This is a genomic window from Novosphingobium silvae (assembly GCF_009856825.1).
Lineage (GTDB): Bacteria > Pseudomonadota > Alphaproteobacteria > Sphingomonadales > Sphingomonadaceae > Novosphingobium > Novosphingobium silvae.
The window spans coordinates 282,279-308,209 of record NZ_WVTD01000001.1 but is presented as its reverse complement, the minus strand read 5'-3'; the positions used below and the strand labels follow the sequence as shown (position 1 = coordinate 308,209).

The 25,931-nt window shown below is 67.6% G+C and carries 25 protein-coding genes and 1 tRNA gene; 11 read left to right on the top strand and 15 right to left on the bottom strand.

From position 1 onward, the window contains the following. The first annotated feature begins 114 nt into the window (after window positions 1-114). On the top strand, window positions 115-717 hold the full coding sequence (locus GR702_RS01575) for a hypothetical protein (RefSeq protein WP_160984189.1): 603 nt from the start codon (window positions 115-117) through the stop codon (window positions 715-717). Between the two features lie 252 nt (window positions 718-969). Here GR702_RS01575 and ispG read toward each other — a convergent pair whose 3' ends face one another. After that, a complete protein-coding gene (gene ispG, locus GR702_RS01570; protein WP_160984188.1) occupies window positions 970-2,097 on the bottom strand; it encodes a flavodoxin-dependent (E)-4-hydroxy-3-methylbut-2-enyl-diphosphate synthase in 1,128 nt (375 codons plus the stop codon). A gap of 91 nt (window positions 2,098-2,188) precedes the next feature. Here ispG and GR702_RS01565 point away from each other — a divergent pair, with 91 nt between their 5' ends. Next, window positions 2,189-3,202: a zinc transporter ZntB gene (locus GR702_RS01565; protein WP_160984187.1), complete on the top strand. Its 1,014-nt coding sequence runs from the start codon at window positions 2,189-2,191 to the stop codon at window positions 3,200-3,202. Window positions 3,203-3,236: 34 nt separating this feature from the next. On the opposite strand, the gene GR702_RS01560 is transcribed toward GR702_RS01565, so the two are convergent. From GR702_RS01560 to GR702_RS01520, 9 genes are all read right to left on the bottom strand, one after another. Beyond that, window positions 3,237-3,758, bottom strand: coding sequence for a GNAT family N-acetyltransferase (locus GR702_RS01560; protein ID WP_160984186.1), 522 nt, complete (start codon window positions 3,756-3,758; stop codon window positions 3,237-3,239). Between the two features lie 88 nt (window positions 3,759-3,846). Further along, window positions 3,847-4,332 (bottom strand): GNAT family N-acetyltransferase, encoded by a 486-nt coding sequence (locus GR702_RS01555; protein ID WP_160984185.1) that lies wholly within the window; start codon window positions 4,330-4,332, stop codon window positions 3,847-3,849. Window positions 4,333-4,335: 3 nt separating this feature from the next. Next, complete coding sequence (locus GR702_RS01550) at window positions 4,336-5,286, bottom strand: RDD family protein (RefSeq protein ID WP_160984184.1); 951 nt, start codon at window positions 5,284-5,286, stop codon at window positions 4,336-4,338. After that, entirely contained in the window at window positions 5,283-6,320 is a 1,038-nt protein-coding gene (locus GR702_RS01545; protein ID WP_160984183.1) for a stage II sporulation protein M, read from the bottom strand. Before GR702_RS01545 ends, GR702_RS01550 begins: the two co-directional genes overlap by 4 nt. Continuing rightward, window positions 6,317-7,702, bottom strand: coding sequence for a DUF58 domain-containing protein (locus tag GR702_RS01540; RefSeq protein WP_160984182.1), 1,386 nt, complete (start codon window positions 7,700-7,702; stop codon window positions 6,317-6,319). The genes GR702_RS01545 and GR702_RS01540 overlap by 4 nt, the downstream gene beginning before the upstream one ends. Next, the gene (locus tag GR702_RS01535) at window positions 7,699-8,676 is read right to left on the bottom strand and encodes an AAA family ATPase (RefSeq protein WP_160984181.1); all 978 of its coding nucleotides are present in this window, start codon (window positions 8,674-8,676) and stop codon (window positions 7,699-7,701) included. Before GR702_RS01535 ends, GR702_RS01540 begins: the two co-directional genes overlap by 4 nt. Continuing rightward, entirely contained in the window at window positions 8,673-9,995 is a 1,323-nt protein-coding gene (locus tag GR702_RS01530) for a DUF4350 domain-containing protein (protein WP_160984180.1), read from the bottom strand. The genes GR702_RS01535 and GR702_RS01530 overlap by 4 nt, the downstream gene beginning before the upstream one ends. Then, a complete protein-coding gene (locus GR702_RS01525) occupies window positions 9,992-10,648 on the bottom strand; it encodes a hypothetical protein (protein WP_160984179.1) in 657 nt (218 codons plus the stop codon). The genes GR702_RS01530 and GR702_RS01525 overlap by 4 nt, the downstream gene beginning before the upstream one ends. 188 nt (window positions 10,649-10,836) lie before the next feature. Further along, entirely contained in the window at window positions 10,837-11,736 is a 900-nt protein-coding gene (locus tag GR702_RS01520) for a prephenate dehydratase (protein WP_160984178.1), read from the bottom strand. Between the two features lie 136 nt (window positions 11,737-11,872). Here GR702_RS01520 and GR702_RS01515 point away from each other — a divergent pair, with 136 nt between their 5' ends. Continuing rightward, on the top strand, window positions 11,873-12,580 hold the full coding sequence (locus GR702_RS01515; RefSeq protein WP_160984177.1) for a c-type cytochrome: 708 nt from the start codon (window positions 11,873-11,875) through the stop codon (window positions 12,578-12,580). Window positions 12,581-13,120: 540 nt separating this feature from the next. On the opposite strand, the gene GR702_RS01510 is transcribed toward GR702_RS01515, so the two are convergent. Together GR702_RS01510 and GR702_RS01505 are read right to left on the bottom strand one after the other, a co-directional pair. After that, entirely contained in the window at window positions 13,121-13,792 is a 672-nt protein-coding gene (locus tag GR702_RS01510) for an RlmE family RNA methyltransferase (RefSeq protein WP_160984176.1), read from the bottom strand. Then, window positions 13,789-15,249 (bottom strand): Ppx/GppA phosphatase family protein, encoded by a 1,461-nt coding sequence (locus GR702_RS01505; RefSeq protein WP_160984175.1) that lies wholly within the window; start codon window positions 15,247-15,249, stop codon window positions 13,789-13,791. The genes GR702_RS01510 and GR702_RS01505 overlap by 4 nt, the downstream gene beginning before the upstream one ends. Window positions 15,250-15,449: 200 nt before the next feature. Between GR702_RS01505 and GR702_RS01500 the strand changes: the two genes are divergently transcribed. The 3 genes from GR702_RS01500 to GR702_RS01490 all read left to right on the top strand — a co-directional run bounded on the left by GR702_RS01500 (window position 15,450) and on the right by GR702_RS01490 (window position 17,773). Further along, a tRNA-Gln gene (locus GR702_RS01500) sits at window positions 15,450-15,523 on the top strand. 149 nt (window positions 15,524-15,672) lie between these two features. Next, window positions 15,673-17,016, top strand: coding sequence for a phage integrase central domain-containing protein (locus GR702_RS01495; protein ID WP_160984174.1), 1,344 nt, complete (start codon window positions 15,673-15,675; stop codon window positions 17,014-17,016). Beyond that, window positions 16,976-17,773 carry a helix-turn-helix domain-containing protein gene (locus GR702_RS01490; protein WP_160984173.1) on the top strand — a complete coding sequence of 266 codons (798 nt, stop codon included), beginning with the start codon at window positions 16,976-16,978 and terminating at the stop codon, window positions 17,771-17,773. The genes GR702_RS01495 and GR702_RS01490 overlap by 41 nt, the downstream gene beginning before the upstream one ends. Window positions 17,774-18,277: 504 nt before the next feature. On the opposite strand, the gene GR702_RS01485 is transcribed toward GR702_RS01490, so the two are convergent. The 3 genes from GR702_RS01485 to GR702_RS01475 form a co-directional block, all read right to left on the bottom strand. After that, window positions 18,278-19,087, bottom strand: a complete 810-nt coding sequence (locus GR702_RS01485; RefSeq protein ID WP_160984172.1) for a DNA adenine methylase — start codon at window positions 19,085-19,087, stop codon at window positions 18,278-18,280. Window positions 19,088-19,230: 143 nt separating this feature from the next. Continuing rightward, entirely contained in the window at window positions 19,231-20,268 is a 1,038-nt protein-coding gene (locus GR702_RS01480; RefSeq protein WP_160984171.1) for a phage portal protein, read from the bottom strand. Next, window positions 20,265-22,127, bottom strand: coding sequence for a terminase large subunit domain-containing protein (locus GR702_RS01475; protein ID WP_160984170.1), 1,863 nt, complete (start codon window positions 22,125-22,127; stop codon window positions 20,265-20,267). Before GR702_RS01475 ends, GR702_RS01480 begins: the two co-directional genes overlap by 4 nt. A 175-nt stretch (window positions 22,128-22,302) precedes the next feature. Here GR702_RS01475 and GR702_RS01470 point away from each other — a divergent pair, with 175 nt between their 5' ends. From GR702_RS01470 to GR702_RS01450, 5 genes are all read left to right on the top strand, one after another. Next, the gene (locus GR702_RS01470) at window positions 22,303-23,181 is read left to right on the top strand and encodes a GPO family capsid scaffolding protein (protein ID WP_160984169.1); all 879 of its coding nucleotides are present in this window, start codon (window positions 22,303-22,305) and stop codon (window positions 23,179-23,181) included. A 52-nt stretch (window positions 23,182-23,233) separates the two neighbouring features. Beyond that, complete coding sequence (locus GR702_RS01465; protein WP_160984168.1) at window positions 23,234-24,265, top strand: phage major capsid protein, P2 family; 1,032 nt, start codon at window positions 23,234-23,236, stop codon at window positions 24,263-24,265. Between the two features lie 100 nt (window positions 24,266-24,365). Next, window positions 24,366-25,115, top strand: coding sequence for a phage terminase small subunit (gene gpM, locus GR702_RS01460; RefSeq protein ID WP_237449489.1), 750 nt, complete (start codon window positions 24,366-24,368; stop codon window positions 25,113-25,115). Between the two features lie 100 nt (window positions 25,116-25,215). Continuing rightward, on the top strand, window positions 25,216-25,689 hold the full coding sequence (locus GR702_RS01455) for a head completion/stabilization protein (RefSeq protein WP_160984167.1): 474 nt from the start codon (window positions 25,216-25,218) through the stop codon (window positions 25,687-25,689). Next, window positions 25,689-25,913 (top strand): hypothetical protein, encoded by a 225-nt coding sequence (locus tag GR702_RS01450; RefSeq protein ID WP_160984166.1) that lies wholly within the window; start codon window positions 25,689-25,691, stop codon window positions 25,911-25,913. The genes GR702_RS01455 and GR702_RS01450 overlap by 1 nt, the downstream gene beginning before the upstream one ends. The last annotated feature ends 18 nt before the right edge of the window (window positions 25,914-25,931 follow it).

The window sequence follows — 25,931 nt, the reverse complement described above, 5'->3', positions numbered from 1 at the left end:
CCTCCTGAGGGGCCGAGAGGGATGGAAAGCGGACGCAGGTTCGTAGCGGTGGCAGAGAACTGGAATGACCAATCCGTTCATGCTAAATGGATTTTAAACTAGGAACTAATTAGCATGGTAATTGGCATAATTTCACTGGCAGGTGCATTAGTTGCTGCTTCTGCCGACCAGAGGGTAGCAAACCAACTTTTTCAGAGAATTGCGACCGCGCGTGTAAGTGCGACCTCAAATGAGCCTCTTTACCAAGCTGTTACATTGGACGTGGCTCCGGACGGAAAGATTACTGCCTGCGATCCGGGAGAAGGACAGGGTGATACAGCCAACCTCGGAAAAATCTGTTCCATGACTCTCGGCATCAGATTTATTGCTGCAAAAATCGAGGGAAAACCGTCATATGGCCGTATTCGCACAATCATCACTGTGTACAGCCCTCCAATGGACAAGCCGCAGATCGAATTACGGCCGGAGCAAGTACTGAGCGTTAACCGGTTGCCCAACGGAAAAAATGGCACCCTCGACATTAAAACAAATCTACTCATTTCCGCTACGGGGTTAGTCGACCGTTGCGAAGCGGGCAATGACGAGCCCCAAGCTTATGCAAATGTCGCTTGCGCTCAAATGGTCGGCGTAACGGCCCCCGTGTTGATAGATCGTTCAGGGGCCGCAGTGAGCTACGTTAAAGAGGTCCATACTCGATTCGTCAAAGAAGGCGATTGATTGGCTGTTGAACAGACGCCAATATGCGTTGTGTTTCACTCAGTGGAACTTAAGGCGCGGCTTCTGCAATGACCGCAACGGGGCGGAAGCGGACAGGCTGCTTTCGGGATCATCACGGCGAGTATGAGGGCCCAGGAGCGATCGGGTCCGGAAGGGCGGAGCTTTCGCGCCCGGCAGCGCTTGGCCTGAATGCCGGTTCGCGCCGCCGCGCCGCCGCGCCGCAGCGGGGCGCGGTCCTGTCGCTCGGCGCGGTTACTCTGCCGCTACCGCCTGCTCCTGCGCGGCGGCTTCCATCTCGGCGGCCTTGGCTTCGACGAGGCTGACGATGTGGTCCAGCATGGTCTCGCTCTGGATCACATGGTCGGTCACGCCTGAGAGGTAGACCATGTGCTTGCCGTTGCCGCCGCCGGTGAGGCCGATGTCGGTCTCGCGCGCTTCGCCCGGGCCGTTGACGACGCAGCCCAGGACCGAGAGCGAGATCGGCGTCTTGATGTGCTGCAGGCGTTCCTCCAGCGCTTCCACCGTGCGGATCACGTCGAAGCCCTGCCGTGCGCACGAGGGGCACGAGACGACACGCACGCCGCGCGTGCGCAGGCCCAGCGCCTTCAGCATCTCGAAGCCGACGCGCACTTCCTCTTCCGGTTCGGCCGAGAGCGAGACGCGCAAGGTGTCGCCGATGCCCGACCAGAGCAGCATGCCCATGCCGATGGAGGACTTGACGGTGCCGCCGATCAGGCCGCCTGCTTCGGTTATGCCGAGGTGCAGCGGGCAGTCCACCGCGTCGGCAAGGCCCTGGTAGGCGGCGACGGCGAGGAACACGTCGCTGGCTTTCACGGCCACCTTGTATTCGTGGAAGTCGTGGTCCTGCAGCAGCTTGATGTGGTCCAGCGCCGATTCGACCAGCGCTTCGGGACAGGGCTCGCCGTATTTCTCGAGCAGGTCCTTTTCCAGGCTGCCCGCGTTCACGCCGATGCGGATGGCGCAGCCGTTGGCCTTCGCCGCGCGCACCACTTCGGCCACGCGGTCGTGCGAGCCGATGTTGCCGGGATTGATGCGCAGGCACGCAGCGCCTGCGTCCGCCGCCTCGAGCGCGCGCTTGTAGTGGAAGTGGATGTCGGCGATGAGCGGCACCTGTGCCGCGCGCGCGATCTCGCGGAAGGCGGCGGTGCTTTCCACGTCCGGGCAGGACACGCGGATCAGGTCGGCGCCCGCATCCTCGCACCGGCGGATCTGGTCGATCGTGGCCTTCGCGTCGGAAGTGAGGGTGTTGGTCATGGTCTGCACCGTGATCGGCGCATCGCCCCCGACGGGGACATTGCCGACCATGATCTGGCGGCTCTTGCGGCGCTCGATGTCGCGCCAGGGACGGATGGAAGACATGCGCTCTTCCATAGCCGCTCAAGGTGACGGATTGAAGCCAATTCGGCCGAGGCGGCTTTTGCCCCGTGGCGATCTGGTGCATGGAGAGGCGATGATCGAGGACATGCCGACCGACGCCGACCGGACCGATGATCTGCCGCTGCTGTTCGGCCGGGTGCTCGACGGGACGGGCGGCGCGCGCCACATCGCCTGGGCCGAGGTGCAGGACTGGGCGCCCACACGCGGCGGGGAAGTGCTCTGGCTGCACCTCCTGCGGGACCATCCCGGCGTGCAGCAATGGCTGCAGGACCATCTTGGCGTGCCCGACCCCACTGCCGAACTGCTGACCAGCGATGCCACCCGCCCGCGCGCGTTCCGCGAGGGCGAGACGCTCGTCGCCACGCTGCGGGGGATCAACTTCAACCCCGGCGCGGCGCCCGAGGACATGCTCTCGATCCAGCTGTGGTGCGACGGGGTGCGCGTCGTCACCCTGCGGCGGGCCGCCCTGCAGACCCCGCGCCTGGTGGCCGACGATCTCGACGCGGGCAAGGGGCCGGTCGATGCCGGCTCGCTCGTCACGGCTGTGACCGAGCATCTGATCGACCGCATGAGCCCCGCCATCGTCGACATGAACGCGATGATCGACGAGCTGGAGGCCGAGGACGCCGAGAAGGACACCGACGGCACGCTCGACCGGATCGCCACCATACGGCGCAACTGCCTGGCGCTGAAGCGGCACATGTCTCCGCAGCACGAGGCGCTGATGGCGATCTCCACCGGCGCGCCCGCGTGGTTCGAGGACCACGACCGGCGCGAGATCGCCGAGTCCATCGCGCGCCTGCGCCGCTATCTGGATGACATCGACATCAGCAAGGAATCGGCGCTGGTGCTGCAGGACGACATTCGCGCCCGGGCCGCCGCGAACACCCAGCGCACGCAATACGTGCTGGCCGTGGTGGCGGGCGTGTTCCTGCCGCTGACCTTCATAACGGGCCTGCTCGGCATTAACGTCGGCGACATTCCCCTGGCGGATCAGGGCTCCCACGGGTTCTGGATCGTCGCGGGGCTGTGCGCGGTGATCCTGGCCGTGGAAGTGCTGCTGCTGCGACGCCTGAAGTGGGTCTGACTCCGAACGCGAAGAGGCTACTTGCTACCGCCGCCTAGCGGTCCAGCAGCTTTGCGAAGAGGAACTCCTCGTCGCGCTGCTCGCCGACCATGAAGTGGATGTCGGCCACCTTGCCGAAGCCGTAGCGGGCGTAGAACTTCTGCGCGCCCGGATTGTCGGAATAGACCGAGAGCTGGATCTCGTCCGCGCCGAAGCCTGCGGCCTCTTCCCCGGCGCGGGCCATGAGGGCGGAACCGATGCCCTGCCCGGTCGCCGCAGGGGCGGTGTAGAGCTGCTTGAGTTCGATCACGTTCGCGCCCCGGGCATGCTCGGGCCAGCCGCAGGCCATGATGAGCTTGCAGTAACCCAGCAAGTGGCCGCCTTTGTCTTGTGCAAGGAAGACGCGGTAGGCGGGATCGGCGATCTCGCGTGCCACGATCGCTTCGGTGTGCGCCTGCGAGAGGAAGGCGGCAAGGTCCTCTGCGCGGTAGAGATGGCCGAACTTGGCAACGAAGCTGTCGGTCCCGAGCCGGGCGAGGGCGCCGGCATCGGCAACGTTTGCGAAACGGATGTCCATGGCGGCACTTAGGGGCGCCGGGCCCTCGTCGTCAATCGCGTGGCGGGAGCGGGACAGGAGCGGGACCGGGACCGTCAGGCGGGTAACGTCATTCCGCCGCCGATGCGCGCAGTTCCAGCGTCATGCACATCGAGAAATCGTCCGTGACGTAGCTGCCGAAAGGCGGGCAGGGGGTGAAGCCATGGGCCAGGTAGAGCGTCTGTGCGGGCAGGAACGGCGCGGGGCGTCCGGTTTCCAGGCTCACCCGCGAATACCCCCGCTCGCGCGCCTCCTCCAGCAGGCGCAGCAGGATGGCGCGGCCGACGCCGCGCTGCCGGTAGCCCGGCGCGACGCGCATGGACTTCAGCTCGCCGTGGTCCGCATCGAGGTGCTTGATCGCGCCGCAGCCGGCCAGCATGTCGCCGTCCCAAGCCGAGAAGAAGCGGACGTCGCTTTGCCGCAGGCGCTCGGCCGGCATGGCGTGGACGCTTTCGGGCGGCGACCAGCGGTGCATCTCGTCGAGGTGGAACTGCAGAAGGGCGAGCACCGCCTCGCCGCCCAGGTCGTCCGGCACGATGCGCAAGTTCCCGATCATCGCCTAGCCTTCCGAATGCTTGTCGGCCTTGCGCCGGCCCATGCGCATTCCCGCTTCCAGACGGGCGCGCAACTGGGTGTAGTAGTCCGAAAGGAACCGCCGTTCGTCGCCCCACCCGTCCTCGCGGCCGATCTTGGCGGCGATGGTCTGGTAGACCGTCTCGATCGCCTCCTCGCGCCCGTCGCGCAGCACGCGTTCGAGCGACTGAAGCTCGAACTCGCCGTAGACCGCCAGTTCCGCCTCCTCGAAGCGGTAGCGCCGCGCCAAGGGGGACTGCTCCGCCGCTGCTGTGTCCTGTGCCGCCGCTCCTGCCGCCCGCTCGCCGTGCAGGCTCATCGCCGCTTCCAGCTTGCGGCGCGGGCGTTCGAGGACCCAGCTCCCCGCGATCACGTCGCCTGCGCGCAGGCGGTCGCGGTTGAACAGGGGGAAGAGCATGAAGATCGCGAACCAGCCCGTGGCCGCCAGCCAGGCCATCCCGCTGTCGGCGCCCGCCATCATGATGAGCGGAATGGGCAGGAACAGTTCGATGTCGCGCAGCAGATTGCGGGCGATGACCATCTCGGCGGTGAGGCGTCCGCCGTCGCGCGCGGCGATGCGGATGCCGGCAAGCCGCTTGCCCGGCGTCGCGCCGCGCGGCCCCAGCTCGAAGTATAGGAAATAGGCGTTGCGGAACAGGAACATGATGATGATCCACACGATCATCAGGAACTGCATCGCCTTGGCCCCGGGGCCGTTCCCGCCCGCCTCGCGCACGAACTCGCCCGCGCCGCCCGCGATCTGGGCGAGCGCCAGCGTGGTGCCGATCATCAGCAGCAGGATAATCAGGAGATCGAGGATCAGCGCGCCCAGCCGCGCGCCCGCCCCCGCGACGGTGACCGGCAGCGAAATGCCCTCGGGCGTGACGAGCACGCGCTCCTTGCGCAGCCGCGCCCGCCGCATCGTGGCGATGCTCATGGCCGCCTGCCCGCGCCGCGCCCGAAGGCGAAGAAGTAGGCGCACCAGCCCGCCAGCATGAACCCGCCGATTGCGAAGCGGCCGAAGGTGTCGTCGACCAGCTGGCGCGCGAACCCTTCGAGAAGGGCAGCGACCACCAGCATCAGCACCACCCCCGCCATCACCAGCGCCGCGCGCCTCCCCGCTTCCGCCGAGGCCTGGAGGATCGGACGCTCGCCGGGGAAAGCGATGGCCCTGCCGATGTGGAGACCGGCCGCGCCGGCCAGAAGGATGGCGAAAAGCTCGGTCGTGCCGTGAACGCAGATCCAGCCTGCGAAGTCGGTCAGCAGCCCCGCGCCGTGATAGAGCCAGGCCATGGCGCCCAGCAGCGCAAGGTTGTGGACGAGCAGCAGCAGCGTCGGGATGCCGAACGCGAAGCCCAGCGCGAAGGCGAGGATGGAGACTTGCGCGTTGTTGCTGAACAGCTTGGCGGCGAACACGCTCATGCCTTCCTGCTTGCTGTCGCCAAACAGCGTCGCGCGCAGGGCCTCGGGCGAGGCGCCGGGCACGCGCGGTCCCGCCATCTCGCGCGACATGAGGGCGAAGTACCACTCGGGATCGTGCGAGACGAGCAGCCAGCCGACGACGACGCCCGCGACCATCACGGCAAGCGCGACCACGATGTCGAGCCAGATGCCGCGCACCGCCGCGCTCCACCCGCCGCCCAGGAACCCACGCAGCCACTCGGTCAACGACGAGCGCGGCCCGTAGACGACGAACCAGGCGCGCTGCACCAGCGCCTCGAGATAGGCGAGGGTCGCTGCATCGAGCGAGGTCTCGCGCGCGATCGAAAGGCTGGAGGCGACGGTGCGGTAAAGGCCGGGCAGCGCCAGCAGGTCCTCGTCCGGGATGCGGCGCAGGCGGCCTTTCTCCATGCGGGTGACGATGGCTTCCAGCCGCTGCCAGTCTGCCTCGCGCTCGATGCGGAAGCGGTCGGAGCGCAGGGCGGCAAGCTCGATGGCGTTCGTGGAAGGGGTGGCGGAAAGGGCGTTCATCCGATCGCTCCCGATCGCTTGATGGCTAGATAGGCGTCGAGCAGGCGCGTGCCGACCGTGCGCCAGGGCGCTTCCACCACGTCGACGCCGAGCTGGCGCAGGCGTCGGGTCACCAGTGCGCGCTGGCGCAGCAGCATGTCGGCCGAAACCGCCATCGACAGCGTCTCCATGTCCTCGGGCGGGGCGGCGGAAAGGCCTTCCAGCTCCTCGTCGTCCATCGTCACGAACAGCACGACATGGCGCGAGACGAGGCGCCCGATGCTCTCGATCATCAGTTCGGCGCTGGTGGGATCGGTGAACTCGGAGAAGACGACGATCAGCGAGCGGCGCTGCAGGCGACTGGCGAGCGTCGCCAGCGCGAGCGTGAAGTTCGGCTCCTCGGAGCGGTACTCCAGCCCGGCGGCGGCGCGCTGCAGGCGGTGGAAATCACCGCTCGCGCCGATGAAGGGGGTGGATACCTCGGGCCGCGAGGCGAAGCCGAACAGCGCCACCCGGTCACCGCCGCGCAGGGCGACGAAGGCGGTGGCGAGCGCGGCCGACACCGCCCGGTCCAGCCTTGGCATGCCGGCGATCGGCTCGCACATCGACTGGCCGCAGTCGAAGGCGAAGACGATCTGGCTGTTGCGCTCGGTCTCGTATTCCTTGGCGTAGAGGTGGACGTGGCGGGCGGAGGATTTCCAGTCGATCCGGCGGCGGTCCATGCCGGGCTGGTACTCGGCAAGCGATTCGAACTGCGTGCCCTCGCCCCGGATGCGGCGGGCGAGAAGGCCGAACTGGGCATCCTTCAGGAACGTCTGCAGGGTGGGGGAGCGCACGGCGGCGATGTTGGGCCACACCCGGACCTCTCGCCCGAGGTCGCCGGACAGTTGCCGCGCGCCAAGGCCCAGCGGCCCGCGCCATCGCAGCCACACCCGGCCCACCCCGGCGGTGCCGCGCCGCGAAGGCGCGAACGTGCCGGCCCCGTGCCAGCCGTGCCCGCCGCGCTTCACGTCGTCGCCGGGTCGCTCGCCTGTGGTGAGCCCGCCTTGGTCGGGTGCGAGCGCGCCTTCGTTGCGTGCGAGCACGACGTCCAGGCGGCCGCCCGGAACAAGGCGCGGATCGCATTCCAGCGCCATCTCCGCGCTCGAGGGAGAGCCGGTGAAGCGCACCTGCGCGGACATGGCATGGGGATCGCCCACCTCGATGTCGGTGGGGACGCGAACCTCCAGCCCTTCGGCCCGGCCCGCGAGCAGGGCATCGGCGACCACGAGCACCAGCACGACCAGCCCGGCCACGGGCGCGAGCACCCACAGGGCAGGGCTCGCCGCCGCGATCACCAGCGCCAGCGGCGCGGCGAGCGCCAGCAGCACGGCGGCGCGCGCGGTGGGAACGATGGGGTTCAACGCGGCGCTTCGGTCTGCTCGACGAGCTGGCCGACCAGCACTTCGACCTGCTTGCCCTCGATCTCGGCGGCGGGACTGAGCAGCAGGCGGTGGCGCAGGACGGCGGAGCTGAGCGCCTTCACATCGTCGGGCACCACGTAGTCGCGTCCATCAAGCGCGGCGCGCGCGCGCGCGGCGCCGGCCAGCAGCACGGCCGCGCGCGGCGAAGCGCCGGAGGCGAGGTCGGCGCTCTCGCGCGTGGCGCGCACGAGGCGCACGATATAGTCGACCACGCTTTCCGCCAGCCGCACCGAGGCGACCGCCCGGGTCGCCGCCTCGAGCTGCGCGGCGCTGACGACGGGCACGATGCCGAGGTCCGCCGGGCTCGGCGCGCCCCGGTTCTCGCCATAACGCGCGACGATGCTGCGCTCCTCCTCCACGCTGGGATAATCCACCAGCAGCTTGAACAGGAAGCGGTCGAGCTGGGCCTCGGGCAGGGGATAGACGCCCTGGCTCTCGATCGGGTTCTGCGTGGCCACCACGGTGAAGTGCGCGGGCAGCGCGTGCGCGGCGCCGTCCAGCGTGACGCGGCGTTCCTGCATGGCTTCGAGCAGCGCCGCCTGCGTCTTGGGCGGTGTGCGGTTGATCTCGTCGGCGAGCAGGAGGTCGCAGAAGATCGGCCCGCGCGTAAGCGTGAACTGGCTGGTCTGGAAGTTGAACAGGTTGGAGCCCAGGATGTCGCCGGGCATCAGGTCGGGGGTGAACTGGATGCGCCCGAAGCCAAGGCCCAGCGTCGCCGCGAAGCACTGCGCGAGGAACGTCTTGGCCGTGCCCGGGGGGCCTTCCAGCAGTACATGGCCGCGCGCCATCAGCGCGATCAGCAGGTGATCCACCGTCTCGGCCTGCCCGACGACGCCCTTGGCCACTTCGGCGCGGATCGCCTCTGCCAGCGCTGCGACCTGCGCGATGTCGTCAAAAGCGGGCGTATCGGTCATCGGATCAGCATCCTTTCGAGCGCGTGGAGATCGCGCGCGGCTTTCAGAAGGTCGTGCGGACGGCGGGCGGCCTGAAGGCGCGCGGCGGTCACGGTGAAAGGTTCGGCCTGCGGCGCGCGCGCGGCGAGCGCGCGGTCTATGGCCGCGTCCGCGCGCTCCGGCGGAAGGCCGCGCGGCAGGGCAAGGGCGCGGGCCAGCCGCTCGCGAACGCGCTCGGCATAAGGGCGGCCGAGCAGGTGAAGGCGGCGGGCGCGGCGGATGAAGCCTGCCGAATTGCTCACCAGCGCGCGCTTGCCGAAAGCAATGACCCGGTCGGGCGCGAGCGGCGGCCCGAAGCGCAGGAAGGCGCGCCAGCCCAGCACCAGCGCGGCGAGCAGGAGGCACAGCGTGGCGGCGAGGAAGGGCGGGGTGAAGGCGAGCGTCAGCAGGTTCTGCGAGCGGCCATAGCCGGGCAGCGTCATGTCGAAGCCGACGGGATCGCCGGGCGCCACCCCGCTGGCGCGGACCAGCGCCTCGGCCAGCCGGGCGTTCTCGAAGCGGGCCATGCCGTAGTTGTCGAGCAGGTCGGGCTCGAACACGACGATGGTGGGATAGAGATCCTCGTCCTCGCCCGAGTGGAGCACCCGGTCCTGCGCGATCGCTTCCAGCTGCGGGTAATAGCCGCCATCGTCGAGGAACCCGGCGAGCGTGAAGGCGCCCCTGCCGCCCGAGACGATGCGCACCAGCCCGGTGCCCGCGCCCGGCTGGATGTGGCGATGGTCGGGCAGCACGCCGGAAAGGCCCGCGCCTTGCCATACGGCACGGCCCCGCGGGCGTGCGGCCTGGTGGACGGAAAGCTCGTCTAGGAAGCCGCGCCACTGCGGCGGGCTGATGCCGTTGAGGCGCACCCAGCCTTCGCGCGCCTGCTTGCGCTCGTTGCCAGAGGGTGCCGCGACCGACCACTTGGGCACGATGACGAGAGTGGGGCCGACATAGCGGCGGGCGGCGGCGACCTTCGCGATCTCCTCGCCGTCGGCGAAGGCGGGCGGGGTCAGGACAAGGAGCCCGCCGCGCTCGAGCGCGCCTTCGTTGCGAACGCGCGAGACCGCGTAGCCGCGTCGCTCGAGGTAGCGGGCGAAGGCGGAATAGCCGTTGAGGCCGCGGCCTTCGGCATGGGCCTGACCGTCGTTGGCCTCGCCCATCCCGGTGCCGGTCGCGATCATCCACAGCAGCGCCACGAACAGCGCCGAGCCGAGCAGCACGATGGCCAGCACCGCCCAGCGCGAGAACGGGTTCGTGCCGACGGGGACGGCAGTGGAAGGCGGCGGGGCGCCGTTCATGTCCGCAGCTCGATCTTGGCGAACTGCGCATAGGCGGAACGCGCCGCCGCCCAGTCGTCCCCATCCAGGTCGCGCAAGGCGAAGACCGCGCGCTCCACTCGCTCGGCGATCACCGCGAAAGCGCGCCGGCCGGTGTCCGGAAGCGCCGGCAGCACGGCGATCTCGCGCGCGGTGGACGCGGCGCTGAGCCAGTCAGGCCTTGCGTCGCGGATCTGGCGCACGCTGCGCTGCAGGAGGAGGTGGGCCGCCTCGCCGTAGCGCCCTTCGCCCGCCAGCCGGTCGGCGTCGGCGAGCAGGGCCATGGCCTCGGCGCGGACCGGGGTCCAGTGCGGGGCCTCCTCGTCCGCCGGGCGGGCGCGGCGCCGCTCGATCAGCGGCTCGACGACGATGCGCCACACGAGGAACAGCGCGAGCGCTGCGCCCAGCGCGATCAGCACGTACTGGAACACCGGCCAGGACATGCCGAGAAGCCGGCCGATCGGCTCGAAGATCGCTTCCAGCAGGCGGCCGATGGCCTTGAGCCATTCGGGCGTTCCCGCCGGCTGGCTTTCGGGCGGGGGCGGGGGGAGAGGGGCGTACTGGATGTCGGCGGCATCGCGCACGGCGCGCCAGTCCTGCGCCGCGCCGGCGGCAGGATCCGCGCTCGCGGCCATTCCCGCCTGCTGACTTGCGCCCATCGTCACGCACAGCAGGATTGCATTTGCAAGGAGGCCGCGCAAGGCATTGCGGCAAAGTGTTAATCGCGCGTCGTCAATGCCGGGCGGGCCGCGCCCGATCCGGGCGGCGGCGGGACGTTCACGCCCTCCGGCCCGAAGCTCTCTGGCCCGTGCCCCCGGCCCCGTCAGCCGCGCGGGCGAGCCTGACGATACGTGCCCAGCGGACGGACGTACTTGCAGTGGAACGCCAGCTCCTGCAGCGCGCTGTCGACGCGCGGGTCGCCCGGCGCGCCTTCGATGTCGGCGTAGAAGGTGGTGGCCGCGAAGCTGGCGCCGATCTGGTAGCTCTCCAGCTTGGTCATGTTGACCCCGTTCGTCGCGAAGCCGCCAAGCGCCTTGTAGAGGGCGGCGGGGATGTTCTTCACCTCGAAGATGAAAGTGGTCATCGCCGTCTGGCCGCGCAGGTCGAAGGGGTCCAGCGGCTCGCGTGCCAGCGCCACGAACCGGGTGGTGTTGTCGGCCGCGTCCTCCACGTTCTCGGCGATCACGTCGAGGCCGTAGAGTTCGGCCGCGAGCCGGGGCGCGATGGCGCAGGCGGCCGGATCGCCGGCCTCGCGCACCAGGGCGGCGGCTCCTGCGGTGTCGGCATAGGCCATCGGCACGATGCCGCGCTCGCGCAAGTAGTGGCGCGACTGGCCAAGCGCCTGCGGGTGGCTGTAGGCGGCCTTGAACGGGCCGCGCGCGCCCGGAAGCGCCATCAGGTCGTGATGGATCGACATGAAATGCTCGCCCACGATCGACAGGCCGCTTTCGGGGAGCAGGAAATGGATGTCCGCGACCCGGCCGTGCTGCGAGTTCTCGATAGGGATGAGCGCGCGGTCGGCGCGGCCTTCCTTCACCGCATCCAGCGCGTCCTCGAATGAGAAGCACGGCAGCGGCAGGCAATGCGCGTCGTGCTCGAGCGCGGCGCGGTGCCCGTTGCAGCCGGGCGCGCCCTGCAGCGCGACGGCCCGCGCGGGAGCCTCGAGGGCGGCGGCTTCCATCTCGGCGACGAGAGCGATGGCGGGCTGAGGATAGGCGTTCATGACGTGCGCGCGATTAGGACGAGCCGGGGCGCGGCGCAATGGCCGATATCCTGAATGGCTCTTGCGCTGGATCAAGGCGCCCACTAGAGCCCGAAGCCACAGGATGAGCTATATTTAGCCGCAGGGGCATGCACGAATGGACGATCGTTTCAATACTATCGCCGGCTGGACTCTATTCTCGGGCATCGTCGGCCTGGGACTGACCATCGCCAGCGGGATGTACTTCCAGGCTGACAAGCACCATGCCCCCGAAACCCCGGGCTTCGCCGTGGAAGGCGTCGCCGAGGAAGGCGAAGGCGGCGGCGACGTCCCCATCGCGACCCTGCTGGCCAGCGCCGACCTTGCCAAGGGCGAGGCGACTTTCGCCAAGTGCACCTCCTGCCACACGATCAACGCGGGCGGCGCCAACGGCATCGGCCCCAACCTGCATGCCGTGGTGGGCGAAGGCATCGGCACGGGGGCAAACGGCTTCCCCTTCTCCGACGCGCTCAAGAGCAAGGGCGGCACCTGGACCTTCGACGCGCTGAACGAATGGCTCAAGAGCCCGAAGGCCTTCGCGCCGGGCACCAAGATGACGTTCGCGGGCCTTTCCAAGCCGGAAGACCGTGCGAACATCATCGCCTACCTGAATTCGCAGGGCTCCAACCTTCCGCTCCCTGCCGCACCGGCAGAGGGTGCTGCCGCGCCGGCTGAAGGCGCCGCGGCTCCCGCCCAAGGCGGAGACGCCGCCGCCGCGCCTGCGGGCGAGCCCACCGGCGTTCCCGCCGGCCAGCCCGGCGTCGCCAACCGCGCCGTGGGCGCCGTCTCGGAGACGCAGGCCAAGGTCGGCTCCAGCGAGCCCTGATCGCGCGATCGAACCCGGCGATCCGCCAGGTCGGTGGAAGACGGTCCGCAAGCGCCACCGAGTCGCCTGCGGGCCGTCTTCGTCACAGCGCATGGAAAAGCCATCGTCTGGATGTACGCCGGCCGCGGGCAGGCCTCATCGCCCGCTGGCGAGTGCGGGGTAACGCCGGGGGAGAAGTTCAGCGGACGGCGAGGCGGTCGGCGCTGGGGTTCCTTGCGGGCATCACGCAAGGACTGCCGGTTCAAACCTTTTGTTCGCCGAGGGCCACGGGAGAGGCTATGAGAAACTCCCGAGAGCCGAGCCCGTGCGGTGCGCGGGGGTGACGGGCAGGGCTCGCATCCCATGCCGTCTTCCCTGAGGGCATACCCTCATCTTCGTCCGCGCATCCTGATGTGGCTGTTCCGGTGTCCACGACCGAAACGCCGACCGCGCCGGGAGAGAAGAAGCGTCAGCTACACGCTCCCGGCCCGCCGCTTGTTCGATCGTGATCCCAAGGATCGCAATCGATGCTGCGGCGTATAACCTAAATGGTTATGTGTGTCAAGCCTCGGACCGACCCTTGAAGCCTTTGGCGATCACGTACCATTCGGACGAATCCTTGCGGCTTGCGGGCGGCTTGGCGTGCTTGACGCTGCTGAAATGGCGCTTGAGCAGGCCGAGCAGTTCGGTGTCGGTGCCGCCCGCCAGAACTTTGGCGACGAAGGCGCCGCCCGGCGCCATCGACTGGATCGCAAAGTCCGCCGCGGTCTCCACAAGGCCCATGGTGCGCAAATGGTCGGTCTGCTTGTGGCCCACGGTGTTCGCCGCCATGTCCGACAGGACAAGATCCGGCGCGCCTTCCAGTGCGCCTTCCAGCGCTGCGGGCGCCTCGTCGGCCATGAAGTCCATCTGGAACAGGGTCACGCCCTCGATCGGGTCGGTGGGCAGCAGGTCGATGCCCACGACCCTGGCCTTGGGCACCTTGAGGCGCAGCACCTGGCTCCACCCGCCGGGCGCGACGCCAAGGTCGACCGCGCGGGTCACGCCTTTGAACAGGTCGAACTTCTCGTCCAGTTCCAGAAGCTTGTAGGCCGCCCGGCTGCGGTAGCCGTCGGCCTTTGCCTTCTTCACGTAAGGATCGTTCAACTGGCGCGTCAGCCAGCGCGCCGAACTTGTCGTACGCTTCTTGGCGGTGCGCAGCCGCTCACCGGGGTCTTTGCCGGAACGGCTCATCGGGCACCTACTGCATTGCGGACGGCATCGGCGGGGGATCGGCCGGGCCGCAGCCCGCCCCCGCGCGCCTGGCCGTGGTTGTGGGAAGCGATCAGGCTGCGCAGGATGCCTTCGCGGATGCCGCGATCCGCAACGCCCAGGCGCGCGGCGGGCCACAGGTCGAGGATGGCCTCGAGGATGGCGCAGCCCGCCACCACGAGGTCCGCCCGCTCGCGCCCGATGCAGGCCACCTCGCGCCGCTCATCGAGCGACATCGAGGACAGGCGCGAGGAGATCCCGCGCATGGATTCGGCCGGCACGATCAGCCCGTCCACCATCCGGCGGTCGTACTGCGGAAGTTCGAGATGGAGGCTGGCGAGCGTGGTCACCGTGCCGCTGGTGCCGAGCAGGCGCAGCGGGCCTTCCTGGCTGGCGCTTTCGCGCGCGGGCGCCACGCGCTTGGAGAAGGCGGCGAAGCTTTCCGCGACGAGGCTGTGCATGTGGCGGTAGCGATCGAGGCGCTGCTGGTGCGTGGCGCCTTCGCTGCCGCAGCTTTCCGTCAGCGAGACGACGCCCCAGGGCACGCTTTGCCAGTCGAGGATGCGCGGCACGGTGCCGGTGCTCTCGATCAGCACGAGTTCGGTCGATCCGCCGCCGATGTCGAAGATCATGGCCGGGCCGAAGCCGTCCTCCAGCAGGACGTGGCAGCCCAGCACGGCAAGGCGCGCTTCCTCGCGCGCGCTGATGATGTCGAGAGCGATGCCGGTCTCGCGCCGGACGCGTTCGATGAATTCGGGGCCGTTGGCGGCGCGCCGGCATGCCTCGGTCGCCACCGAGCGGGCGAGGTAGACGTTGCGGCGCATCAGCTTGTCCGCGCAGATCCGCAGCGCCGAAAGCGTGCGCTCCATCGCCGCGTCGGACAGCCGTCCGCTCTGCGCGATCCCCTCGCCAAGGCGCACCACGCGGCTGAAGGCGTCGATCACGGTGAAGTTCTCGCCCGAGGGACGCGCGATCAGCAGGCGGCAGTTGTTCGTGCCAAGATCGATGGCGGCGTAGGACTGGCGCGGCAGGGGCGAGGAGGCGGTGGATGCCGCTCCCGACAGCGACCCCGACGGCGATGCGGGCGCCAATGCGGGCGCCAATGCGGGCGATGGTAGAGGCGGGTGGCCCGTAGTCGCGTGCGGGCCGGAAAGGAGCGCTCCGGCCGCGACGGGCTGCACCTCCGCCTTCGCCGGCGATCCCCTGTCGGGAGATCCCTTCGCCTTCGCCGCGGGCCGGGCCCGGGGCTGCTGTTCTGCGCGCGGCGCTTTGCCGGCCTCGGAAACCCGCGCGCCTGCCGGAGGGCGCGTCTTCACCTTGGCTGTGCCGTTGGGCGAAGACCCGCCGGGCGCGCCCGACTTTCCTCTCCGACCCTTTCGCCGCCGTCCACTGCGGCCCGACACATCGACTTTCGCAACCGGCGGATCTTGCTCCGCCATGATGACTATTCTCGTTCACATATCTTCCCGCCAGGCCGGCGGGCACCTGCCCTGATGCTAACGCCCTATGTGCAAAGGCACAAGTGGCGCCGCGCGGAGTGCTTTTCGCCCGTCCGCGAGGGAGCGCGGGAGCCCTCGAACCGAATTTCACCAAGGCGCTTGACCCGAATCGCAAGCGCCTCTAGAGGGGCGCCCTCCGGTGCCCCGTCGTCTAATGGTAAGACTACGGATTCTGATTCCGTCTATCGAGGTTCGAATCCTCGCGGGGCATCCAATCTCCAATTTCAGCCGGTGTCATCCAGTCGCAGCGCCCTTGCGCAAGCGCCTGTTTGTCTGGCATTCCTGTCTCATGCAGTGTCACCCGATTTCACCCAAGCGCAGCCCTCGCGGGGGTACTCTTCGGGGTAGCGGGGGTATCGCACCGTGCTGACGGATGCGGCCTGCCGAAAGGCGGTGCCAGGCGAGAAGGACCGGAAGATGTTCGACGAGCGGGGCCTGTACCTGCTCGTGCGGAAAACGGGTTCGAAGCTCTGGCGGTTGAAGTACCGCTTCGCGGGCAAGGAGAAGCTGCTCGCAATCGGCCCTTATCCCGAGGTCACAATCACGCAAGCGCGCAACGCGCGGGACAAGGCCCAGCAGCAGCTACGCGACGGCATCGACCCGTCCGCCGAGAAGCAGGACAGGAAGGCACAGGCCGCAGCCGACGCGCTGGACAGCTTCGAGAAGATCGCGCGCGCCTGGCACGCGGTGAAGGCGAAGGCGCTTTCCGAACGATACGCGGCGCACATTCTGAGCCGACTGGAGAACAACGTCTTCTCCTCGCTCGGGCCGAAGCCAATCCGCAGCATCACCGCGCCGATGGTGCTGGCCATGATACGCAAGATCGAGCAACGCGGCGCGCACGATATGGCGCACCGAGTGCGCAATCACGTCTCGGACGTCTTTGTGTGGGCGATCGCATCGGGGCTGGCGGATACGGACCCGGCTGCGATCATCAAGAAGGCGCTTGCACCCACGGACCCGAAGCTCCGGCCAGCCATGGTGAAGGTGGCAGATGCCCGGCAGCTGCTGGCCGCGATCGAGGACCTGCCCGGCACGCACTGGTCTACTCTTCTAGCCTCGCGGCTGCTTGCGTTGACCGCAGCGCGGCCGGGCGTGGTGCGCTTGGCCGAACGGCAGGAGTTCGAGGGGCTGGACGGGAACAATCCTCTCTGGCGCATCCCGGCCGCGAAGATGAAACTCACGCGCTCGCAGAAGCGCGATATCACGTGGGAATTCGTCATTCCGCTGTCGCGGGACGCCGCGGCAACTGCGCGGGCGGCGATCTCGGAAAGCCCGGCCTGCCGCGAGACGGAAGGGCCCTCCTGGCTGTTCCCGGGCGTGGGCGGGTGGAAGCGTCCGATGAGCGACAGCACGCTGAGCAAGATCTATCGGGACGCGGGATTCACGGGGCTGCACGTACCGCATGGTTGGCGGTCGACATTCTCGACGATCATGAACGAACGCGCCGCGATGGAGGATCAGGAGCGCGACCGCGCGATCATCGACCTCATGCTCGCGCACGCGCAGCAAGGCGTGGAGCCGATCTACAATCGCGCCATGTATCTGCCTCGCAGGAGGCATCTGGCGCAGGTATGGGCCGACCTGCTGATGCAGGGTGCGGTGGAGCCGCACTTGCTGTTGCCGGAACATCGGCCATGGCGCGCGCCGTCCGGGGAGACCGGGCATGAGCGGCGATCGCGCAGGAAACGGACTCTGGCGGCGTAGCTACGACGTCGATGACGCGCGTGCCCAGGTCTCCACGATCTACTGGGAGCCGACGCCGAAGAAGGAGAACTTCCACCGCTTCACGGACGTGTACCGCGACACGGTAGAGGCCTATGCGGATCACGTTCGCGAGCATGGCAAGACGCTTCCGATCTCGCAGAACGCGCTCCGCGTGTTGCGAGCCCTGTTCGGGGTCATGGATGGAAAGACAGGCCGCTGCGATCCCAGCCTTGACGAAATCTCCAAACGGAGCCGCCTCTCCCGTCGCACGGTTGTGCGCATGCTGGAAACCCTGCGCGAACACCGCATCGTCGACTGGGTGCGGCGCACGGTGAAAACCGGCAACGCGAAAGGAGAAGGTCCGCAGCGTCAGCAAACGAGTAACGCCTACTTCATCGACATGGTGAAACTGCCGATCGAGATCGTGCGCACCTTGCGCCAGAAGCTTGGCGGCAAGCTGCGCGAGAAGGTCCGTCACCTCGAGGGATCAGGCGCGGTTCCGAACCGCATGGCGATCAAGGCAGAGCGGCTGCTCAAGAGCCTCACTGGCTCCTTGTCGGCAGGCGTAGGACGCGAGCACTCCGAACGGCGGGCTCTTGCAAGCGGAACAGCGACCTCGCGCCTGGCGCACATGTACGGCGGCGACATCGACGCCATGCGTCAGCACGAGGAGATGCTTGGCCTTTCTTCTGTACCTAGTGCGAGTGCCAACCTGGCATTGTACCCCCGGCTACAGACCTTAAAGGAAAAGGACTGAGGGCGCTTAGGGCGCCCTCAGGCGTCAAGTTTGTATTGCCCCCATGCCTTGATGTCTCTTCCCGCCTTCAGCGGAGCGCCAGCGGAGCCGGCGTGTGAGGGCGGCTGCGCCGCCCGGGTATCCGAGGGGGCAAGGAGCAAGGGCCGTGCCATTCCCAAACGGCGCGTAACCGGACGGGGCGTGCAAAATAGCGCCAAAAACGCGCGAAGCGCCTCTCACCGTCGTGGGGCGGGCCAAACCGCCATGGTCCGGGGTGCGCAGTGGCGATGGGGCATGCGAAAATACCGGCCAAAGAGCGAGCAGGCGAGGCGTGGGGGCAAGCGCGGCGCGCGGGGTCAGGGTGCGGGTGGCGGCGTTGCCGGGCCGCGCAATATTCTTTCGTCGGCGGGGCGGCCGGGCTGCAGTGACGGCGGCGAGACCGAGCACCTTCAGTCGGCGCCCAACGAAAAAGGGCCCGGGGAATGATCCCCGAGCCCTCGACCTCGACCGCTGGTGGCGTGCCGATCAGTTCGTGATGATGACCTCGCCCACCTGCTTGGCCGCGCCGGCGCCGATGGTGTAGCTCAGCTGCTCCTCTCGGAACTGGAAGCCGGTGAAGATCCGGCGCACTTCCGGATGATCATTGAGCGACAGGACGAACCGGCCGCGCACGCCGCGCAGCTGCTCGGCCATGGCTTCGAACTCGCCCCGGCCGAACATGTCGCAGCCATAGTCGTCCTCGCTGCCGTAGTACGGCGGATCGAGGTAGAACAGCGTCCCCGGCCGATCGTACCGCCTGATGAAGTCTGACCAGGGCAACCGCTCGATCGTCACCCCCGCGAGGCGCTCATGGACCGCCTCGATCATGGGCCCCAGCTTCGTCACGTCGAAGCGTGCCGGGTTCTCGGCCGAGACACCAAACGTCTTGCCCCGCACCTTGCCCCCGAACGCCAGGCGCTGCAGGTAGAGGAACCGCGCCGAGCGCTGCATGTCGGTCAGCGAACTGGGTTCGAGCGCGAGAAGCTTCTCGAACCCGGCCCGGCTTGTCACCTGCCAGCGCAGCATGTCGAGGAAGGCAAGGTAGTGGTGCTGGATCACGCGGAAGAACGTGGCCACGTCCTCGGACCAGTCGTTGATGACCTCGGCCTTCGGCTTGTGATCGCGGCGCAGGAAGACGCCGCCCATTCCGACGAATACCTCGGCATAGGTGCGGTGCTCGATCGAGTTGATCAGCGCCACCAGGCGCTTGGCGAGTTGGCGCTTGCCGCCAATGTACGGCGCCAGCGGCCGCACGGGATCGACCCGCTCGAGAGACGAGAGAGGGCTCGACAGCATTAACAGTGTTCCTTATTTGTTCCCGCGCCGACTCGGCAGGCGGGGTGGCCCCAAGGCGGGACCGATTGGGATCATGACGAGCTTTCCTCTCGTCGGACGTTGGCGTTGCACCGCCCTCGTCCCCCGCCTCTCGGCCGGGAATATCAGACCGGCAGGGCTGCGCCCGGCAGAGCCATGGCTGGACGTTCGAAGCGCACCGCCTCCACACCCAGCCAATCGTTCACCTCGCGCATGCGCTCCTGTATCGGCACGATCTCCATCTCGTAGAACATCGCGGCGGCATCTTTCACGTTGCCGAACCCGGCCGTGCTCTTGGGCACCATGCCGATCAGCTGGGGCGGCACGCGATGCGCGGCGAGCAGGTCCTCGGCCGTCACGTTTTTGATGTTGAGGAACTCGTCGTTCGCGCCCACCGACGCGATCGGAATGATGCGAACGCTGTCCTTGTCGCCCTTGGGCAAGTGCAGGAAGAAGTTGCGGAAGTTGCCCGGGCCCTTCGAATCCCGCATCGCCTGGCGGATCGCCTTGCTGTCCCCGTCGCTCAGCCCCTCGTCGGTGATGGCCAGGATGTAGCCGGCGTGCGAGCCGTTCAGGTAGTACTTGCGCCGGAACAGGGTCGCGCTCTCATTCAGCAAGCCCGACTGCAGGGCCGAGAGATACTCGGGCATGCCGTAGATTTCCTGCATCGGGTCGGGCTCGGCCAGATGGTGGATCGCGCCCGGGACATACTCCACCGCGTCGGAGCGGATGTACTGGCGCGGCACCCACCAGAACTGTCCAGGCTGTACCCCGACGCGCGTGTACGCCGCAGGCGACCGCCTAAGGCCGGCCGGGCGCCCGATGCGGTCGGACACGCGCTCGAGGTACGCATTGCCCATGATGAGCCAGTCCAGTGCCCATCCCGCAAACTCGGCCTTTGGCAGCAAGGCGCTAGGCACGAAGCTCGCCGCCAGCAGGTTCCGCTTCAGTAGGATGGCGGACTGGTGGTGCGGCGCCATGCGATAGCAGCGGCCGAGGCCTGCCAGCGACACCGGCGGCTCGTACCAGCTGCCATTGTGGGCCACTTCGAACAAGTCGAAGATTTCGCGCCGGTCGAGCATCGGTACGGGATCGCCGAAGGCGAACGCGCTGGTGCCGGGGGGCGCATCGAGAGTCGCGGGCAGAGTGGCCTGCTCGGTCATGAGAAAATCTCCAGGGTAGAGCCGCCGCCCACGGGTTCGGTGATGTCGAGCGGTTCGAAGAAGAGGGCGTGCATCGTCGCCCACGCAAGATCGGCATGGCCGACGCCGCCGGAGCGGCTCGCGACGTATGTCACCTGCGTGCCGCCCTTCGTGATCTCGGGCCGGATCGCCATGAAGGCGGCCATCATGTCCAGCCACCCGGCGTCGAATTCCAGGCGGCCGGCAGTGACGACGTTCTTGGCCTTCAGGACCATCGCCGTCTTCGTCTGGACGGAATAGGTGATCGGTTCGGCGGAGGGGAACCACTTGCACACCAGCTGGTGCACCGCCTTGCCGGCTCCGGTCACGTCGATGCCGATCTTGGTGACGTTGTACTTCGCGCACATCGCCTTGATGGCGTCTGCCTGCGCGTCGAACTGCAGGCCCTTCAGGCGCTTCTTTTCGAGGATGCGGAACTTGCCGCCCGGCTTGGTCGGCGCGGCGATGGCCACAAGCGCCGCGTCGTCGCCGGTCGCGCTCTCGCTGGCATTGGGATCGTACCCCAGCCACACTTCGCCCTCGTACGGCCGCAGGGCGTAGGGCTGGTAATCGCGCCAGGTGTCCCAACTGTCGACCATGCACCGTCGCATCGCCTGAAACGGGAACATCGACTGGCTGTCGTCGAGGAAGATGCAGCGAAACAGGTTGTCGAATTCGTCCGATGCATATTCCAGCTGCAGCCGCTCGACATTGACGAGATTGAAGCCGCCTTCGACCGCGTCATAAACGGTTACGATCTGCCGCCAGATTTCATCGGGCCCGAGCACGCCCCGCTTCAGGGCCTCGTGGCTGACATCGATCTTGAGCCGGTCGGCCTTGGCCCTACGCTTGTTGATGCGCTCGCCCGTCCACATGGGATAGGCCTCGTGCGCCAGCGTGCTGGGGGTGGAGAACAGCGTGCGGGTGAAATGCTCGTGGGTGGCGATGGCCGAGGCCACCTTGAACAGTTCCTCGAACCCGTAAATCCAGAAGCATTCGTCGATTATGACGTCGCCGGTATAGCCCTGCGCTGTGCGATAATTCGTGCCCAGGAAGTACAGCGTGACGGCTTCGAGCGCTTGGCCGTTCTCGTCCTCGCCGCGCTGGATCACCATCGGATCGCCGGCAAGCGCGATGCCGCAGACCTTCTGCACCCACTGGACGATGTAGTTGCGGAAGATGTTCGCCTGTGCGCGCGATGCGGAGATGAAAATCTGGCTCTTGCCGGTCTCCAGCGCCACCAGTAGGCGTTCGCGGGCGAAGTACCACGTCGCGCCGATCTGGCGCGATTTCAGGATCATGCGCGTGCGCTGCGAGGTGGTCGCCAGCCATGCCTGCTGGTGACCGAACAGCCCGTCCTCGAGATCCGCGCGCAGCTTGGCCAGCATGTCGCGCGTGATCAGGTTCTTGGTCTTCTCCTTCTTGGCGTTCGTCGCCTTCGCGCCGTTGGAGCGGGCCGGGTTGAGGTCCGCCTCGTTGCCGCCATCGGCATACCGCGCCATCCGCGCCAAGCGCTCGAACTGACGGCCGAGAAGGTCGATCTCCTTGAAGTCGTGGCCGGTCTTGTTCTCCTTGGCCATCAACGTCAGGTAGCGCTCGAGCGTGCCTTCCTCGGCGCGCTGGATGGCGGGCGCATCGTCCCACTTGTGACGCACCTTCCACGAGTAGACCGTGTGATAGGGGACGCCGATCTCCTCGCAGACCTGCTGGATCGTCCAGCCCCGCCAGAACAGCGAACGGGCCATGGTGCGCTTGGCGACGATCGCGGGCACGGCGCCGGGCGCGGGCGTTTCGCCCACGGCTTCCTCGTCGACCTCGATCTGTGCTGCCTTGCTCGCCATGGGCCCACGCTAAGGGCGAAATCGGCCTCGCTCTAACGGGTGGGGTTGTGGAGCGCGGCGGCCACAACGCGCACGCGTTGCGAAGAAGCCTCCAACCCTGTCCTCTGGCCCCACTGAATTTGGCCAGCCCCTACCAGCGACGGGGCGCCGCGAACCAGAGGACCGGAGCACACCGATGGCAGACCCCCGCTTTTTCCGCGTGGCCGTTGAAGGCGACACGACCGACGGCCGCAAGATCACGCGGCAGGACATTCTCGACTGCGCCGAGACCTTCAACCCGCAGCTGTATGGGGTGCGCATCAACCTTGAGCACTATCGCAGCATCGTTCCCGGCGGTCCGTTCGACATGCTGGGCGATGTCAGCGCCGTGAAGGCGGAAGAGATCGACCTGCCGGTTGGCAACGTGACCCAGAAGGCCATGGCCCTGTTCGCCGCGATCACGCCGCTGCCCGCCTTCGTGGACATCAACAAGAAGAAGCAGAAGGTTTTCTCGTCGATCGAGATCGGCCAGAACTGCCGGGGCACCGGCAAGGCGTACCTTGTCGGCATGGCCGCCACCGACAGCCCTGCCTCGTTCGGCACCGAGGCTCTGGAATTCGCGGCCAAGACGCCCGGCTTCTACTCGAACCGCAAGCTCGCGGCCGACAACCTGCTCTGCCAGGCCCACGAAATTCCGCAGGAGATTTTCGCGGCCGAGCAGCCCGGGGCCGAGCCTGATCCCACGGGCATCCTCGCCTCGGCCAAGGCATTCTTCGATCGCTTCACCAAGGCCCCCGAGACGGTCCAGCAGCAAGGCCAGACCCCGCCTCAGGGCCAGAGCCCCGCTGCCCCCGCTACCGCGCCTCAGGGCGACGCCATGGCCGCCTTCGGCATGATGTTCGCGCAGATGTCGACCACGCTCGACAAGATCGCGACCGACAGCACGGCCGGGCTGGCCAAGCTCACCGCCGATCTCGCGGCGCTGACCACCAAGGTCGACGCCGCCCCCGCCGGCAACTTCACCCAGCGCCAGCCCGCCACCGGCGGGGCGGCCACGGTTCGCACCGACTGCTGATCCCCTTCAACCGACGCGCCGCCAGCCTCCCACCGTTCAAGGACCACCACCCATGAAGAATGAAACTCTCGCCCTGTTCACCGCGATGGTCGAGAACATCGCCTCGCTGAACGGCGTCTCGGCGGCGACCGCGCAGACCCGCAAGTTCGCGGTCGCGCCGACAGTGCAGCAGAAGCTGCAGCAGCGCGTGCAGGAATCGAGCGCCTTCCTGTCGCTGATCAACATGAGCCCGGTCGACGAAATGTCGGGTGCACTGCTTGGCCTCGGCGTGGGCAGCCCGATCGCGAGCCGAACCAACACGGCGGCCGGTACGCGCCGCGTTGGCCGCGATCCCAGCACGATGGACGAGCGCACCTACACTTGCGTGCAGACCAACTTCGATGTGGCGCTGCGCTATGCCAAGATCGACATGTGGGCCAAGTTCCCCGAGTTCGAGACACTCTGGCGCGATAACAACGTCAAGCGCTTCGCACTCGACCGCATCCTGATCGGCTTCAACGGAACCAGCGCCGCTGCCGCTGCGACCACGAACCCGACGACGACGCCGCTGCTTACCGACGTCAACATCGGTTGGCTGCAGAAGATGCGCGCCGAGAACGCCGCCCGCGTGCTCGACGAAGGCGAGACGGATGGCAAGGTGACCTATGGCGAAGGCGGCGACTACGCGACGCTCGACGCTCTCGTCTGGGACGCCAAGGAGAGCCTGCTCGCCCCCTGGGCCAAGGATGACACCGAACTGGTGGCCATCGTCGGCGGCGACCTGCTTCACGACAAGTACTTCCCCATGATCAATCAGGCGGAAGCGCCGACCGAGCAGCTGGCCCGCGACCTGATCATGTCCACCAAGCGCCTCGGCCAGCTGCCGGCGGTGCGTGTGCCCGGCATGCCTAACGGCAAGGTGTTCATCACCCGCTTCGACAATCTGTCGATCTACTACCAGGACGGCAAGCAGCGCCGCCTGATCAAGGACGAGCCCGAACTCGATCAGGTCACCGACTACAACTCGTCCAACGAGGCATACGTGATCGAGGACCTCGATTGCGCCTGCCTCGTGGAGAACATCGAGGCGATGCCCGCCGCCTGACCCGACAAAAGGCGGCCGGTCCCTTCAAGCCGCCTTTCCTGCCCCCGCCCGTCTCTTTGAACCACGGGCGGGGCAGGTTCCTTTCTGGAGCCCGCCCGCCATGCGTATCTCTCCCGCCCAAGCCAGCCTGCAGCGAAAGCTCGCCGCCGCATCGCGCCCCGATGCCGCGCCCGCCGGCCGCGCCGTCCCCATGCCGACAGACGGCCCCGTCGCCAGCGAATACCAGCTGCTCCTGGCCGCGCTGGGCATCGACCTTAACACCTTGCGCAACACCCAGTCCACGGAACGAAAGATCGAAGCCAAGCGCACCATGATCGAGAAGTACCGTGCATGGGTGGAAGGCGCGGCCGACGCCTCGGCCGGCGCGCAGGACGAGATCGTTTCGACGATGATGGTCTGGGCCATCGACATCAACGACTGGCCGCTCGCGCTCAAGCTTGCCGAATACGTGCTGCTGGCCGGCATCAACCTGCCCGAACGCTACAACCGCGCCGCCGCCACGCTGATCGCCGAGGAGATCGCGCAAGTGGCCATCGACGCGCCTGGCGCCGTTCCCCTCGAGGTACTCAACGCCGTGGCCGATCTGGTCAGCGATGCCGATATCTTCGATCAGGTGCGCGCCAAGCTGGAGAAGGCCTTCGGCCTCGCCTTCAAGGTCCGGGCCGACGCCTTCGATCCAACGGCCGAAAGTGCTGTCGCCGGGGGCAAGCCCGCGCTCCTTGCCGCAGCCATCGGCCATCTGGATCGCGCGATCGCGCTCCATGCCGGCTGCGGCGCCAAGAAGATCAAGCAGGCGATGGAGGCCGAACTGAAGAAGCTCGCTGCCTCGCCTGCAGCACCACCCGCTTAACCAGCTGCGCCACCGCGCCGGGGGGCGGAGCAGAACCGGGAAGGCACCAGCCTACCCCGGTCCCTGATCCTCACCCCCCACCCCTTCCCGAGGACCCGCCATGTCGTTCGTCGCCCTGCCGCCCACTCCCGCCAGCCCGGCCGCGTCCGTCGTCCCCGGCGATGGTTGGTATCCGGACATCGACTGCAACGACTTCCGAAACGCGCTGCGCATGGGCGAGATGATCACGCACGATCGCCTGGTCGGCGCGATCGAGGGCGCTCAGGTGACGGTGGAGGGCGAACTGGCGGCATGGCGGGCGGCGTGCGAGATGTGGGGCGCAGCCACGCTGGCCGACGTCGAGCCGAACCGCATGAGTGGCGGCCAGCACCGCCTAACGCTGATCTATACCCGCGCCGTGCGCATGCACGCCGCAGCCGAACTGGCAGAGACGCACCGCGACCTGACGGCAACGCAGGACGGGCAGGCGCGGGCCGACACCGAAGAGACCACTGCCCGGGAATACCTGCGCCGCGCCACTCACGCCGTGCGCGACATCCTCGGCGTCACTCGCACCGCCGTGGAGTTGATCTGATGGTCACCATGCACGTCTTCCGTTGCGGCAACAAAGCCTTAGTGATCGAGCAGGTTTCGCATTGGTGGGTAGCTCCAGACCCACATTCCGGTCCTGTCCTTTTCGTATCCATGCAGAATGGCCAGCATGTGACCTTTGACCGGAAGGATGCACCGGACGGCACCGATGGGTATGCGATCGAACAGGGCCTCCTGACCTTCCTCGAACGTGTTGGGCGACAATGAGCGCGGCGCATTCTCTTT

Excerpts from the sequence above, each read along its gene's own strand:
- GR702_RS01485 (WP_160984172.1), bottom strand. The coding sequence starts at position 19,087 with ATGCTGTCGAGCCCTCTCTCGTCTCTCGAGCGGGTCGATCCCGTGCGG.
- ispG (WP_160984188.1), bottom strand. The coding sequence starts at position 2,097 with ATGTCTTCCATCCGTCCCTGGCGCGACATCGAGCGCCGCAAGAGCCGC.
- GR702_RS01490 (WP_160984173.1), top strand. The coding sequence starts at position 16,976 with ATGAGCGGCGATCGCGCAGGAAACGGACTCTGGCGGCGTAGCTACGAC.
- GR702_RS01530 (WP_160984180.1), bottom strand. The coding sequence starts at position 9,995 with ATGAACGGCGCCCCGCCGCCTTCCACTGCCGTCCCCGTCGGCACGAAC.
- GR702_RS01565 (WP_160984187.1), top strand. The coding sequence starts at position 2,189 with ATGATCGAGGACATGCCGACCGACGCCGACCGGACCGATGATCTGCCG.
- GR702_RS01450 (WP_160984166.1), top strand. The coding sequence starts at position 25,689 with ATGGTCACCATGCACGTCTTCCGTTGCGGCAACAAAGCCTTAGTGATC.
- GR702_RS01515 (WP_160984177.1), top strand. The coding sequence starts at position 11,873 with ATGGACGATCGTTTCAATACTATCGCCGGCTGGACTCTATTCTCGGGC.
- gpM (WP_237449489.1), top strand. The coding sequence starts at position 24,366 with ATGCGTATCTCTCCCGCCCAAGCCAGCCTGCAGCGAAAGCTCGCCGCC.
- GR702_RS01465 (WP_160984168.1), top strand. The coding sequence starts at position 23,234 with ATGAAGAATGAAACTCTCGCCCTGTTCACCGCGATGGTCGAGAACATC.
- GR702_RS01520 (WP_160984178.1), bottom strand. The coding sequence starts at position 11,736 with ATGAACGCCTATCCTCAGCCCGCCATCGCTCTCGTCGCCGAGATGGAA.
- GR702_RS01480 (WP_160984171.1), bottom strand. The coding sequence starts at position 20,268 with ATGACCGAGCAGGCCACTCTGCCCGCGACTCTCGATGCGCCCCCCGGC.
- GR702_RS01560 (WP_160984186.1), bottom strand. The coding sequence starts at position 3,758 with ATGGACATCCGTTTCGCAAACGTTGCCGATGCCGGCGCCCTCGCCCGG.
- GR702_RS01535 (WP_160984181.1), bottom strand. The coding sequence starts at position 8,676 with ATGACCGATACGCCCGCTTTTGACGACATCGCGCAGGTCGCAGCGCTG.
- GR702_RS01510 (WP_160984176.1), bottom strand. The coding sequence starts at position 13,792 with ATGAGCCGTTCCGGCAAAGACCCCGGTGAGCGGCTGCGCACCGCCAAG.
- GR702_RS01525 (WP_160984179.1), bottom strand. The coding sequence starts at position 10,648 with ATGGCCGCGAGCGCGGATCCTGCCGCCGGCGCGGCGCAGGACTGGCGC.
- GR702_RS01545 (WP_160984183.1), bottom strand. The coding sequence starts at position 6,320 with ATGAACGCCCTTTCCGCCACCCCTTCCACGAACGCCATCGAGCTTGCC.
- GR702_RS01550 (WP_160984184.1), bottom strand. The coding sequence starts at position 5,286 with ATGAGCATCGCCACGATGCGGCGGGCGCGGCTGCGCAAGGAGCGCGTG.
- GR702_RS01470 (WP_160984169.1), top strand. The coding sequence starts at position 22,303 with ATGGCAGACCCCCGCTTTTTCCGCGTGGCCGTTGAAGGCGACACGACC.
- GR702_RS01455 (WP_160984167.1), top strand. The coding sequence starts at position 25,216 with ATGTCGTTCGTCGCCCTGCCGCCCACTCCCGCCAGCCCGGCCGCGTCC.
- GR702_RS01505 (WP_160984175.1), bottom strand. The coding sequence starts at position 15,249 with ATGGCGGAGCAAGATCCGCCGGTTGCGAAAGTCGATGTGTCGGGCCGC.
- GR702_RS01555 (WP_160984185.1), bottom strand. The coding sequence starts at position 4,332 with ATGATCGGGAACTTGCGCATCGTGCCGGACGACCTGGGCGGCGAGGCG.
- GR702_RS01475 (WP_160984170.1), bottom strand. The coding sequence starts at position 22,127 with ATGGCGAGCAAGGCAGCACAGATCGAGGTCGACGAGGAAGCCGTGGGC.
- GR702_RS01575 (WP_160984189.1), top strand. The coding sequence starts at position 115 with ATGGTAATTGGCATAATTTCACTGGCAGGTGCATTAGTTGCTGCTTCT.